Origin of the sequence: Epilithonimonas sp. (genome assembly GCF_032055105.1) — a bacterium.
In the GTDB taxonomy this organism is placed as follows: domain Bacteria; phylum Bacteroidota; class Bacteroidia; order Flavobacteriales; family Weeksellaceae; genus Epilithonimonas.
Genome location: NZ_DAMBRK010000005.1, coordinates 102,928 through 115,963 on the forward strand (window position 1 = coordinate 102,928; position 13,036 = coordinate 115,963).

Below are 13,036 nucleotides of genomic sequence, written 5' to 3' on the forward strand. Positions count from 1 at the left end.
ATTGTAATTTTTCCAAATTTTGAAAAAGAAAAAAGCCGACTACACACATCTTTCAGCCAATCAACCAATCGGAATTTTTGATTCCGGAGTTGGGGGATTAACGGTTGCAAAAGAAATCAAAAGATTGTTGCCTAATGAAGATTTGATTTATTTTGGTGATACAAAACATCTTCCTTACGGTGAAAAATCCCGTGAAGCAATCGTCGGTTATTCAACAAAAATTACCAATTTTCTTCTGGAGAAAAACTGCAAAGCGATTGTAATTGCCTGCAATTCTGCGACAGCTAATGCTTTGCAGGAAGTTCAGGAATTGGTTGCGGATAGGGTTCCTGTGATTGATGTGATTAATCCGGTTGCGGAAAAAGTGTCTTACGAAATTCACAATAATGTTGGTGTGATTGCAACCAAAGCAACAGTTAATTCCGGACTTTATAAAAAATCAATCCGAAAGCATAACAAATTCATCAAAGTTGATGAGTTAGCAACGCCTCTCTTGGTTCCGGCAATTGAAGAAGGTTTTAAAAATCATCCGATTACCCATTCAATTATTTATAATTATTTGAGTAATAGTAAATTAAAGAATATCGAAACTTTGATTCTCGGTTGTACGCATTATCCGCTTCTGATTGACGAAATCAAACAGTATTACGGAAACCGTGTTCGTGTAATCGATTCTCCTAATATCGTTGCTAATCAATTGAAAATGATTTTGGATAAACATCATCTTTTGAATGAAGAAAATCATCAATCAACCTATGAATTCTTCTTGTCAGATATTACCAAAAATTTCGAAAAAATCTCTAAAAAATTCTTTGGAAAATCAATTGATTTAGTACTGAAAGTTCTTTAAAGAGTTTTAAATTAAACCATATAGACACATAGTTGTTTATTATAAAAAAATTAAGAGCAAATAGATTTTTTTCTATTTGCTCTTTTTAATTGATAATTTAATTCACATTTCTATGTGCCTATGTGGTTAAAATATAAAGCATTAATTAAAAATTCTCATTTCTGAAAATATTTTTAATTTCGTTAATCTCTTTTTGAACCATATTTTTTGATCGTTCTCCAAAGTGTAAAGTGTTCTCGATTTTGTTGTTGCCTTCCCAAGTAATTGCGATTCCACCGTTTGCAATTTCTTTTTTGCAAAGAAAATCGGGAACGATTGAAAAACCCGAATTTCCACTTAAACAACGCACAATCGAACTAATATTCGGAACAATATAATTTGGTTTAAAGTCCGGATGTCGGTTAAAATTAGCTTTCCAAAAGTTATTTAGATGTTCCATATCTGCTGCTGTACTATACCAGATTTGCTGTTTCAACCAGTTTTCGGCTTCTTCGATTTTATTGGTTTTAATCAATTTTTTGAATTCGGAGGTATCAGTTCCGGTTCCATTAATCAAAACGATTTTTTCTTTGGAAAACGCTTCGAAATTCAGGTTTTTAAGATTGGTTTTTCTTGGAGTAATAATCAAGTCCAATAATCCATTGTCCAAATCTGTAAACATCTGCTCATACATTCCAAAACGAATAATTACATTAAAATCAAATGTCGGAATATGCTGTTCCAAAGTGAATTGAAAAGTTTCAAAACACATCCCAACGCTTACAGTTGGACGTTCGGTTTTCGTTGTTTTATGAAAAGTTTGTTCGGCAGTTTCCAATTTTAGAAGCGGTTCCAAAGTGAAATTGTAAAGAATCTTTGCTTTCTCTGTCGGAATTAGTTTCTTTGAAATCCTTTCGAACAAAGAATAGCCGACATACGCTTCCAACGAACCAATATGAAGACTCACGCCAGGCTGAGAAATATACAATTCCTTCGCCGCTTTGGTATAAGATTGAGTTTCATAGACACTTTTAAAGGTTCTAAGCCATTCCAGATTTATCATTTTGCATTATAATTATAATGCAAATATATAACTTATATTATTTTTATAATTCGTTTTTCTGTCGGAAATTTGCATCATTAAATTATTAAATAGAAAATTCAATGAAATCGCTAAGTAATAGCGATTGCATATGACAATTAAAAACAATAGATATTTTACATATGAAAAAAATATTTGTAATCAACGGAGGACAAACTTTTGCACATTCTGGCGGCGCTTTTAATAAAACCATTACCAACTGGACAAAAGATGTTTTGGAAAGTATTGATTTTGAAATTAGAATCAGTAATGTTAATGATGAATTTGATGCAGTTCAAGAAGCTGAAAATTTCAAATGGGCAGATATTGTTATTTATCATTTTCCGGTTTGGTGGTTCCAAGTTCCTAATAGATTAAAACTTTATATCGATGAAGTTTTTACGGCTGGTCATAACAACGGACTTTATAAAAGCGATGGTCGTTCCAGAGTGAATCCGGCAATCAATTATGGGACTGGAGGTTTGATGCACGGAAAAAAATATTTCGTAACCACAAGCTGGAATGCGCCGGAAACTGCTTTTACTTTGGAAGGCGAATTCTTCAATCAGCATTCGGTAGATGAAGGGGTTTTATTCGGTTTTCACAGGATGAATGCTTTTACGGGAATGTCACATTTGGGAAGTTTCCATTTCCACGATATGGAAAAAGCAGCGACTCAGGAAAGAATAGATAATTATGAAATTGAATACAAAAATTATCTAAAAAAAGCTTTGGAAACTGAGGGATTTAAAGTGTTTAATTAAATAAAATCAAAATGTCAATTTATTTAACTGCAATTTTAAAATCAAAGAAAGAATCGATTCAGGATTTGAAATCAATTTTTGACAATATGGTTCTGAATACGAGAAAAGAAGAGGCTTGCGAAAAGTATGAATTACAGCAAAGTCTGGATGACGAAACGGTTTTTATCTTTCACGAGATTTGGAAAAGCAAAGAAGGTTTGGATGCTCACAATCAACAACCTTACATTCAAGAATTTGTTGAAAAAGTTCCTGATTTATTGGAAAAACCGGCAGAAATTTATCTAGCGAAATTAGTTTAAAATAGAAACGTCTCGATTAGTCGAGGCGTTTTTTATAATCCTATTTTCTTCATTACAAGATTCAGTTTTTGCTTCCATTCAGCAGGTTTTGTAGAATAACCGGAGGAAGCAATGGCAACAAACCAATCGTTATGATTTTGAGAACCTTTTAGATTTTGATAAAATTTCTTTTTCGCAACCCATTCACAAAAGGCGCGATAAGAAGCTTTGGAATCGGTAAAACTTTTGAATCTAGAATTGTTAATGTCGTTTTTTCCGGTCATTCCAAAATGGTTGTTCAGCACTTTGCAAGCCGAGCTTGTCCCACCACCAGTTTCCATATAAGCAATGGAAAGAATTACCGAAATCGGAATGCCAAACTCCTGGGAAAGCTCTGTTGCAAATGGTTTATGTTGATTGACGTAAGAATTCTGCGCAGAGATTTTCAAACTGAAAAACAGAACGAAAATCATTAATAATCTGATGTGGAAATTCTTCATATTGCAATCTGTTTTATTCAGAAATCGGTTCGCTTTGGAAGAATGAAAAACTTACATTTCCGTATTTTCTGGTGTCTTTCAGATTCGGATGAGCGAATTTTAATCTGCTCTGATGTTCCAGAATGAAAACACCGTTTGGTTTTAATAATTCATTATTCAGAACCAAATCAATCATTTCGTTGTATTTCTTTTCTTCTGTTTCGAAAGGTGCATCAGCAAAAATGATTTCGTATTTTTTATCGTGATTTCTTTTCTTTTGCAGCCATTCAAAAACATCTGCTCTTTGAACATTGACTTGCAATCCCATATCCAATTCATTGGCTGTAGAATTGATAAATCCTGCATGTTTTGGATTCAGTTCAACAGACGTAATGTCCTGACAATCGCGGGAAGCAAACTCCAAAGTTATCGAGCCAATCCCTGCAAACAAGTCTAAAACCGAGCAAAACTCAAGGTCATATTTGTTATCAATGATGCTAAATAAAGCTTCTTTTGCAAAGTCGGTTGTTGGTCTTACATCGAAATTTTTTGGCGCTGCAATTTTCTTAGCTTTCCATTTTCCGCTGATGATTCTATACATAGATATTGAGTGATTAATTTCTTAATCTTTAATTTTAATTTAAAACGAAATTCTTTTTGTGAAGATTATCAAAAACGATTTTCAGGTTTGGAACAAATTTCTGCATTTCTGAGATAAAAGTTTCATTCTCAGTTGTTTCTCCATAAATATAAAAATAAGTTTCAGAAATTCCGAAGTCAATTTTACTTAATGTAAACATTATAAAATACAGAAAATCCACTTCCGAAGCTGCATCCAGATTGTTATAAAGAATCACTTTCTTATTCTCAATCGCAAAAAATTCTGCCTGCTGATGATAAAGATTCACGTGGATTTCTTTTCTGTTTTTCACATTCAAAGAATTCAGAAACTTTTCACCTGAAAAATTGAAATGCGTTGGGATTTCCAACTGCTTTATTTTTTGATAAAAATCTTTCGGAAAGCTGTAATAAAACTGAATTCCAAATTTTTTATTGACAGAAAGCATTAATTCTTCTGCATCTTTTTTAACATCAGAATTATACGAAATCAAATCATAACCTAAATCGTGCTGGTCAAAACCATCTTCTACAATCGAAAAATGATTGATAGAAGATATCACAGAAACCTCAGAAAACTTTTCCGAAGCTAAGACTTCATTTAGTTTTTCAGGAACTAGATTTTCTGGGCTTTCTTCATCTTTCAAAAAGATTTTTTCTTCTAAGACCTTTTTGGATTTAGAAATCTGCCATTGCAAACCATCTTTCGTAAAAAGTAAGGATAATTTCCTCATATTTTTTGTTCTGAATATTTAATAGTTTTCAGCAAAATCTGAAAAACTGAGATTTGCAAAGTTAAAAAATTAAAACTTTACTATTTCACTCTCGGTCAATTCTTATATAATGGTTATCTTCGCAATTAATTTGATTAATTCTAGGGATGAACAAGATATCTTTTTTCTTAATAGTATTAGTTTCTCAATTGAGTTTCTCTCAACAGTCCATCAAATTTGAAGATTCTGACTTTGCAACAATCTTAGCCAAAGCTAAATCTGAAAAAAAAATAGTTTTTCTTGATGCTTATGCTGCTTGGTGTGGACCATGTAAATTGATGGAACGTAATGTTTTTACTGATAAAAATGTGGCTGAATATTACAACAAAAACTTCATCAATGCCCATTTTGATATGGAAAAAGGTGAAGGTCCAAATCTGGCTTCAAAATATGGAATCAGAAGTTATCCAACTTTGTTATTTTTAAATGGAGAAGGTGAAATCGTTGGTAAGGAATTAGGTTATATCAAAACTGAGGAATTTCTGGAATTAGGAAAAAAGAATAACAAACCAAGTCTTGTCAATACAAATTTAAAAGATGAATTTCTAAAAGGGAAATTGGATCAAGCAGGTTTGTTGAATTTTATTAATCTGTATGCAAGCAAAGACCCAGTTTTAGCAAAACAAGCTTCAGAAAAATATTTTGCGAATAAGAAAGACAAAGAATTTTCTGGTGAAGAAGTTAATGCACTTTTGAATTTTACTCAATCTGTAGATGATGCTAATTACAAAGTTTTTGTTGCTAATAAAGAAGGAATTACAAAACTTCTTCCAGAGAATAATTATAAACAGTTTGATAGTTATCTTAAGTTGATGAAGTTAGTAACTTCTGCAACGGATGAAAAGACAAAAACAATCGATGATGCAAAAATCCTGAAAGATGGAGAAGGTTTATTCTCAAAAGAAGAGCTTATAAAAAGTTTGAATCTTTATAAATTGAACTATTACTCAGCTCACGATAATTTTCCTGCCTACGAAAAAACGGCTTTAGAATATTACAAAAATCCTGAGGAATTCAACGCTAATGAGTTATTGGCGGCAGCAATTACAATCAGTGAAAGGTCAAAAGATGTAAAGTCTCTTCAAGCTGCTACACGATGGGCAGAGAAGGTTGTGATGTCTTCAGAAAATTATGATTCAGCAAGTATTTTAGCCGAATTATATTCTAAAATAGGAAAAAAAGATGAAGCTAAAATGTTTGCAGAAATGGCGATCAACTTCGCAAAAGAAGAAAACAAAGATGCTACAAAAATGAATGAAATATTAAACAAAAAATAAGAATGAAAAAACTTTTATTGCTAAGTTTTATTAGCATTATAACGTTAAGTTTTGCACAAAAAAATGAAACTTATGTCAAAGCTAACGCGTTGTTTCTTCCAGTAGGAATTTTAAATATTGGAGTGGAGCACAGTTTCAAAGAGCATATAACTGGTCAGGCAGATTTATTTGTTTCTCCTTGGAAATCTTTTGCGGGTCATCAGGCACAATTTGGAATTGCAACAATTGAAGGAAGGTATTATTTTGATCAGGCTTTTAAACATTGGTATCTTGGGGCCAGTTTAGGTTTTGGTATCTTTAATATCCAAAAATGGAATTATTGGAAAAGTGATATTTATGTAACGAAGGAAGGTGAAATGACTCCTTATAGGCACGATCAGCTTTACCAAAAAGGATTTTCTTATATGATTGGAGCTACCACTGGTTATCAATTCCAAATTGGAGAGAGATGGAACATAGATGTTTTTTTAGGAATTGGATCTCAGCAGGGTTTTTATAAAGGTTATGTAGAAGGGCTTCCAGAAACTCAAGAAAATCGTTATGACAGAGTAGAAAACTGGGATAAAAGTGGGGAAATTATTCCTTTCAAAGGTGGAGTTATGATTTCATATAAATTGTAAAATTAGTATGATGAAAAATCCAAAATATATTGTTTTCGGAGTTATAACGTTTGTTATTATTTTCTTGATGAATTATCTTGGAAGTGATACTCCTGATAAAATGTACAGAGCTGTTTTAACTGCTTCAGTTTCTGCTGTCTGCTTGATAATAGGATTATGGATTTACAGCAAAAGAAACCCAAACGACGAACGTAACAATTTTGATTAATTCATAATTTACTTCAATATCAGTTTATGAATATTAATCTCGATCCAAATAAAAAAATATATTTTGCCTCCGATCAGCATTTTGGAGTTCCTGATATGCAACAAAGCAGAATTCGGGAAGAGAAGTTTATCCGTTGGTTGGATATTATTAAAAAAGATGCACAAGTCATTTTTTTGATGGGCGACCTTTTTGATTTTTGGCACGAGTGGAAATATGTTGTTCCAAAAGGTTATATCCGAGTTTTAGGAAAAATTGCTGAACTGAAAGATTCCGGAATTGAGATTTATTTTTTCGTAGGGAATCACGATTTGTGGATGAAAAATTATTTCGAGGAAGAATTAGGAATTCCGGTTTACTTTGAAAAAAGATATTACGAAATTAATGACAAAAAGTTTCTTTTAGCACACGGAGACGGACTTGGGCCTGGCGACAAAGGTTATAAAAGAATGAAAAAAGTCTTTACCAATCCTCTGGCGCAATGGGCTTTCAGATGGTTGCATCCAGATATTGCAATGAGGATTGCAAATTATATGTCTCAGAAAAACAAATTGATTTCGGGAGACGAAGACAAAGCTTTTTTAGGCGAGGACAAGGAATTTCTTATACAATATTCCAAAGAAAAATTAAAGACTGAAAAAATCAATTACTTTGTCTTTGGACATCGTCATTTGCCAATGGTTTTGGATTTGAATGATTATTCAAAATATGTCAATCTTGGCGATTGGATTGTCTATTTCACATATGGTGTTTATGATGGTGGAAATTTCGAATTAAATAAATTCGAAGGATAAAAATTAAGTTGGAAAATGAAGCAGAATATTTTTGATATAAAAACAGAAGAAGAGTTCCAGGCGGCTTGTTTGGGAACTTTTATGTATCAATATGAAAATGTTGAAGTTTACAGAAAGTTTGTAGATTATCTCAACATTGACCCTGTTTCAATAAAACAGATCTCTGACCTGCCTTTTTTGCCAATTGAGATGTTTAAAAATCATTTGGTTTTAGATAAACATTCGCAGGCTGAGAATTATTTTCAAAGTTCCGGAACTACGCAAATGAATCGTTCCAAACATTATATTGCCGATTTTTCTTTGTATGAAGAAAGCATTTACAAAAGTTTTGAACAGTTTATTGGAAAGCCGGAAGAATATATTTTTTTAGGTTTGCTTCCCAATTATTCCGAGAATCCACATTCTTCTTTGATTTATATGATTGATTATTTGATTAAGAAATCTAATAAACCGGAGAATGGCTATTTCCTTTACAATCATCAGGAATTATTTGATTTGCTTCAAACGTTGACGGATAAAAAAGTCATTCTTTTCGGAGTTTCATTTGCGCTTTTAGACTTCTTAGATTTCTGTACTTCAAACTCTCAAACGCTCCAATTCTCTGATTCTTTAACTATTATCGAAACAGGCGGAATGAAAGGTAGAAAAGAAGAAATGACGAAAGATGAATTGCTGAAATTATTCCAAGAAGGTTTTAAAACAGAGAAGATTTATTCAGAATATTCGATGACAGAATTGCTTTCTCAAGCTTATTCTTTAGGAGAAAATATTTATAAAAGTCCGAGTTGGATGAGAATCCTAATTAGAAATACAGAAGATCCATTTTCTTATATTGAAGACGGAAGAACAGGCGCCATTAATATAATAGATTTAGCAAATAAGCATTCTTGTTCATTTATTGCCACTCAGGATTTGGGTCGACTAGAAAATGGAGCTTTTCAGGTTTTAGGAAGAATTGACCATTCTGATATTCGCGGTTGCAGTCTTTTGGTTTCTTAAATTTGGATTTTATTTATATTTAATTATATTTGAAAAAACACCAATTAAATTTATCTAATATTCTACTTAATGAAATTTTTATTTTTGTTTTTTCTGTTTTGCTTTTCTGTTTTCAAATCTCAAAAATGTTATGATTTGAAAACGGTTCTGAAGGTAGAACCCACCGAATTATACAAGCCACATCTTTTAGCGTCGCAAAATTTCGGAGTTAATCTTCTTGAAAATACAAAAACCGTTGATAAATATATAGCCAAAGGAAAATTCGTAAAAGTCAAGAAAAAATCCAGAGGTTACAGATTGCAAGCTTTAGAGTATAGCCGTCCTTATCTCGTGAAAAAAGCGAGAACAACTCTGGAAAGAATGGCGAATCAATTTGCGACTAATACCAAGAGTTTTTTTGTAGTTTCTTCGGTTACTCGAACTTTGGAAGATCAATGCAGATTAAGAAAAGTTAATTCTAATGCATCTTTGGGAATCAGTTCGCATAATTATGGAGCTGCTTTTGATATTTCGTATGTTCGTTTTGATCATAAACTGAAAGTCAATCCAAAACTAGAAAAGGAATTGGGGAAATTGCTAGAAGAGTATAAAAACTTAGGCAGAATCTTTTATATCAAAGAAAAACAACAAAGTTGCTATCACGTCACGGTTCGTAATTATTAAAGATTTGATAGATGTTAAAAATTGAAGAGTTGGTTCATAATTTCATTAATCTCAATTGTGATTTTGATAAGGAAATTGTTTTGACCAATTTTTTTCATTCAGATTGGGAAGCGGATATTTTGTTAATTAATAATGAAGGTTTCAGTCACGAGATTGAAATTAAGTTGTCTAAATCTGATTTCAAAAACGATTTTAAAAAGAAATATACCAATCAAAAATCCGGAGAAAAATTTCTAAAGCACGATAAGATTGGTTGTGGCGATTATATCTGCAATTCCTTCAGTTTTCTTTTGCCAATGGGAATGATTGATCATCAAGATGTTCCAAAACATTGTGGCATTATAGAGTTTTATCACGATGAAGATAATTGGGAAACTACTTTTTATAAAATTCGCGAGCCAAAAGTGATTCATCAGGATTCTTATTGGAAACTATGTGACAAAGATTATTTTCTGAGAAATATGGCTCGTAATCTTCTCATCAAAAAGTTTGAACTGAAGGGAAAGAAAGAAGAGTTAATCTTTAAAAATTATTTCGAAATCAACAGCAAAAAATCATCGATTTAGTCAATCATTTTTATTCTATTTTTTTGACTGACAAAATTTCTTTTTAATTTTTTATGGTTTGTTTTTTGTGCCAATAGAATCATAAATAAAATTGAATCTATGGCTTTAAAATATTCGATTCTTGATTTGGCAACTATTGTCAAAGGAGATGATATAAATAAAACATTTCAAAAATCTGTAAAATCTGCACAGTTAGCCGAAAAGTTAGGTTTTACCAGATATTGGTTCTCGGAGCATCATAATTTTCCAAATGTTGCGAGTGCTTCTACTTCTATATTAATCGGACATATTGCTTCACAGACCGAAACTTTGAGAGTTGGCTCTGGTGGAATTATGTTACCAAACCATTCAACTTTATCCGTTGCGGAACAGTTTGGAACTTTGGACGGGCTATTTCCTGGAAGAATAGACCTTGGTTTGGGAAGAGCGCCCGGAACTGATATGTTGACGGCTACGGCTTTGCGTGGAAATAACTTCAATCCTAACTATAATTTTGAATTCCATATCAGAGAACTTCAAAAATATATGTCTAATGAAAATGTTAATGCGAAAGTAAGAGCAATTCCTGGAGAAGGCGCAGATGTTCCAATCTATATTTTAGGAAGTTCTACAGATTCAGCGTTTTTGGCAGCTAAAATGGGATTGCCGTATGCTTTTGCAGCGCACTTTGCACCTTCTCAATTAGAAGTTGCTTTAGAAATATACAGAGAGCATTTTCAGCCATCTGAGTTTTTGGATGAGCCTTATGTGATGATTTGTATTAATATTATTGGTGCAGATTCTGTGGATGAAGCCCATTATTTATCAACTTCTCATTTTCAAGCTTTCGTTAATATTTTAACGGATCAGAGACAACCGCTTTTACCGCCGGAAGAAACTGATTTGGCTAATATTTCTGATGAAGTTGCTGTTCATCTTAATAGAATGGCCGGTAAAACTTTTGTTGGAGATAAGGAGACTTTGAAAGAAAAATTAGGAAAGTTTGTCAAAGATTTCAAACCAAATGAAATTATTGTCTCCGGAAATATCTATGATTTTGATAAGAAACTGAAATCATACGAAATCGCTTCGGAAGTCATTAAGTCATTATAATTAAAAAGCACAAACCTAGGTTTGTGCTTTCGTTTTATTTAAGAACTTCAACTTCAATTGAACTGCTGTTGAAAACTTTGATATTCGCTTTTGTATAATCTTCTTTTGTTGCTTTGTATTGGTTTTCAAGAAACTTTTGAGGATTGATTGCCATCAAAGGAAACCAAGTACTTTGAACCTGAATCTGGATTTTATGTCCTTTTTTGAAAGTATGTAAAACATCTTGTAATTTGACATCGACGTTGGTTTCCTGATTAGGAACAAGAGCTTCCGGTTTTTCAAAACTATTACGGAATCTGGCAGGCATTATTTCGCTTCTCACCATTTGGTGATAATTGGCGTAAACTACACCCGGTTTATCTTTATTGGCTTTTTCATCTACAGGATAAATATCAATTAATTTGACAACAAAATCTGCATCTGTAGAAGTAGAAACGATTTTTAATTTAGCTAAAATTTCTCCAGCTAATGTCAAATCATTGTCTAATACATCCGTTGTAAATGTAAGAACATCTGGTCTGTAACTAGCAAAACGCTGGTCTTCGCTCATATAATTTCTCGGCGTGAAACCATTCAGATCTTTATAATTCTCGCTGCTTAAAACCGGTTTGTTAGGGTCAGAAGTATATTCGGAGTAGGCTACTTGGTTAATAATATTCTTAGCTAATGTTCCTGAATTTTCAAGATAAAAAGTCACTTTCTGACTTTGTTTTGGAGGCCAAGTTTCAAACTGTTCCCATTGTTTTTTTCCCGTGTCAAACATATAAGCTTCAGGAAGTTTTGCTGCAGTTTTAGAATCTTCTTTCAAATAATGATGGAAGAAAGGCTGCTCAATATTTTTCTGATAAAACGTCGCAATGCTGTCTCCGAAATAGATATCATTATGAAAATGTTTGCCATCTTCTCTGTTCCAACCACCGTGTGAAAAAGGTCCCATTACGATAGTATTTTTAGCTTTTGGGCTTGTCTTTTCAATCGTTTTATAAATTTCTAAAGGACCGCGTAAGTCTTCAGCATCAAACCACCCACCGACAGTCATTACTGCGTGATTAATATTTTTAAGATGAGGAATCAAATCTCTTTTTTTCCAGAAATCATCGTAGCTGGGATGTTCAACCACTTCCTGCATAAAGAAGTTGTCTTTATAATATTTGTCAATGCCATCTTTTAATGTTCCCATATTTTTATAGAAAAGATATCCGTCATCAGAAGTTGGTTTTATCATTTTATCTGCAAACCAAGATTCTTTTTCGGCTTTAGTTTTTTGAACACCAAAAACAGGGAAAGTCTTGAAATAACCCATTAAGAAAGCCCCGTTGTGATGAAAATCGTCAAACCAGAAATCTGAAATTGGTGCTTGTGGAGAAGAAGCAACTAAAGCAGGGTGATTTGCTAAAGTTCCTACAGCTGTGTAAAAACCTGGATAAGATGTTCCATATTGACCAACTTTTCCGTTGTTGTTCTGAACATTTTTCACCAACCAGTCAACTGTGTCATAAGTATCGGTGCTTTCGTCTACATCTTTTTTTGTTTTGTGATCCACTTGCGGCGTCATATTCGTGAAAGTGCCTTCGCTCATATATCTTCCGCGAACGTCTTGGAAAACGAAGATGTATTTTTCATTTTCAATGAATTTGTTGGGGCTTAGTTTCTTTCTGAAATTAGTTTCTCCGTAAGGTGCGATGCTGTAACAAGTTCTGTTCATAATGAACGGATACTTATTACTTTTTGAAATATCTTTTGGAGTATAAATGATGGTGAACAATTTAGTTCCGTCTCGCATCGGGATGTAAACTTCCTTTTTTGTGTAGTTTTCTTCAACAGAATTGGTTTGTGCAAAACCTAAACTAACTGTTACAAAACAGAAAAACATTAATAATCTCTTCATTGATAAATAATTTTGAATAAAATTAAGTTTTTTGAAGGAATTGACAGTGAAAAATTAAATAAAAGTTTATTATTATAGTGAATGTTTGTTTTGTGCTGGAATCTGCGACC

General features: G+C 32.6%; 16 protein-coding genes. 11 read left to right on the forward strand and 5 right to left on the reverse strand.

What is annotated here, in order from left to right:
* Nucleotides 1-19: 19 nt before the first annotated feature.
* Nucleotides 20-850 carry a glutamate racemase gene (murI, locus tag RTY06_RS05880; protein WP_312419237.1) on the forward strand — a complete coding sequence of 277 codons (831 nt, stop codon included), beginning with the start codon at nucleotides 20-22 and terminating at the stop codon, nucleotides 848-850.
* A gap of 145 nt (nucleotides 851-995) precedes the next feature.
* Here the strand turns inward: murI and RTY06_RS05885 are convergent, their stop codons facing one another.
* Entirely contained in the window at nucleotides 996-1,892 is an 897-nt protein-coding gene (locus RTY06_RS05885; RefSeq protein ID WP_312823506.1) for a LysR family transcriptional regulator, read from the reverse strand.
* Nucleotides 1,893-2,053: 161 nt separating this feature from the next.
* Between RTY06_RS05885 and RTY06_RS05890 the strand changes: the two genes are divergently transcribed.
* Together RTY06_RS05890 and RTY06_RS05895 are read left to right on the forward strand one after the other, a co-directional pair.
* Complete coding sequence (locus tag RTY06_RS05890; RefSeq protein ID WP_312823507.1) at nucleotides 2,054-2,674, forward strand: NAD(P)H-dependent oxidoreductase; 621 nt, start codon at nucleotides 2,054-2,056, stop codon at nucleotides 2,672-2,674.
* Nucleotides 2,675-2,685: 11 nt separating this feature from the next.
* Entirely contained in the window at nucleotides 2,686-2,973 is a 288-nt protein-coding gene (locus RTY06_RS05895; RefSeq protein WP_312823509.1) for a putative quinol monooxygenase, read from the forward strand.
* 32 nt (nucleotides 2,974-3,005) lie between these two features.
* Here the strand turns inward: RTY06_RS05895 and RTY06_RS05900 are convergent, their stop codons facing one another.
* Genes RTY06_RS05900 through RTY06_RS05910 form a run of 3 tightly spaced genes read right to left on the reverse strand, consistent with a single transcriptional unit; the run spans nucleotide 3,006 to nucleotide 4,783 of the window.
* Complete coding sequence (locus RTY06_RS05900; RefSeq protein WP_312823510.1) at nucleotides 3,006-3,452, reverse strand: glucosaminidase domain-containing protein; 447 nt, start codon at nucleotides 3,450-3,452, stop codon at nucleotides 3,006-3,008.
* A gap of 13 nt (nucleotides 3,453-3,465) precedes the next feature.
* Entirely contained in the window at nucleotides 3,466-4,032 is a 567-nt protein-coding gene (locus RTY06_RS05905; protein WP_312823512.1) for an RsmD family RNA methyltransferase, read from the reverse strand.
* A gap of 34 nt (nucleotides 4,033-4,066) precedes the next feature.
* Nucleotides 4,067-4,783, reverse strand: coding sequence for a DUF3822 family protein (locus RTY06_RS05910; protein ID WP_312823514.1), 717 nt, complete (start codon nucleotides 4,781-4,783; stop codon nucleotides 4,067-4,069).
* A 146-nt stretch (nucleotides 4,784-4,929) separates the two neighbouring features.
* On the opposite strand from RTY06_RS05910, the gene RTY06_RS05915 reads away from it, so the two are divergent.
* The 8 genes from RTY06_RS05915 (at nucleotide 4,930) to RTY06_RS05950 (ending at nucleotide 11,038) form a co-directional block, all read left to right on the forward strand.
* A complete protein-coding gene (locus RTY06_RS05915; RefSeq protein ID WP_312823515.1) occupies nucleotides 4,930-6,099 on the forward strand; it encodes a thioredoxin fold domain-containing protein in 1,170 nt (389 codons plus the stop codon).
* A 2-nt stretch (nucleotides 6,100-6,101) separates the two neighbouring features.
* A complete protein-coding gene (locus tag RTY06_RS05920; protein ID WP_312823516.1) occupies nucleotides 6,102-6,719 on the forward strand; it encodes a DUF3575 domain-containing protein in 618 nt (205 codons plus the stop codon).
* Nucleotides 6,720-6,726: 7 nt separating this feature from the next.
* A complete protein-coding gene (locus tag RTY06_RS05925; protein ID WP_312823517.1) occupies nucleotides 6,727-6,927 on the forward strand; it encodes a hypothetical protein in 201 nt (66 codons plus the stop codon).
* Nucleotides 6,928-6,953: 26 nt separating this feature from the next.
* Entirely contained in the window at nucleotides 6,954-7,718 is a 765-nt protein-coding gene (locus tag RTY06_RS05930) for a UDP-2,3-diacylglucosamine diphosphatase (protein WP_312823518.1), read from the forward strand.
* 15 nt (nucleotides 7,719-7,733) lie between these two features.
* The gene (locus RTY06_RS05935) at nucleotides 7,734-8,717 is read left to right on the forward strand and encodes an acyl transferase (protein ID WP_312823520.1); all 984 of its coding nucleotides are present in this window, start codon (nucleotides 7,734-7,736) and stop codon (nucleotides 8,715-8,717) included.
* A 69-nt stretch (nucleotides 8,718-8,786) separates the two neighbouring features.
* Nucleotides 8,787-9,380 (forward strand): DUF5715 family protein, encoded by a 594-nt coding sequence (locus RTY06_RS05940; RefSeq protein ID WP_312823522.1) that lies wholly within the window; start codon nucleotides 8,787-8,789, stop codon nucleotides 9,378-9,380.
* An 11-nt stretch (nucleotides 9,381-9,391) separates the two neighbouring features.
* Nucleotides 9,392-9,946 (forward strand): hypothetical protein, encoded by a 555-nt coding sequence (locus tag RTY06_RS05945; RefSeq protein WP_312823523.1) that lies wholly within the window; start codon nucleotides 9,392-9,394, stop codon nucleotides 9,944-9,946.
* A gap of 99 nt (nucleotides 9,947-10,045) precedes the next feature.
* A complete protein-coding gene (locus RTY06_RS05950; RefSeq protein WP_312823524.1) occupies nucleotides 10,046-11,038 on the forward strand; it encodes an LLM class flavin-dependent oxidoreductase in 993 nt (330 codons plus the stop codon).
* 34 nt (nucleotides 11,039-11,072) lie between these two features.
* On the opposite strand, the gene RTY06_RS05955 is transcribed toward RTY06_RS05950, so the two are convergent.
* Nucleotides 11,073-12,926, reverse strand: a complete 1,854-nt coding sequence (locus RTY06_RS05955; RefSeq protein WP_312823525.1) for a CocE/NonD family hydrolase — start codon at nucleotides 12,924-12,926, stop codon at nucleotides 11,073-11,075.
* Nucleotides 12,927-13,036: the final 110 nt, after the last annotated feature.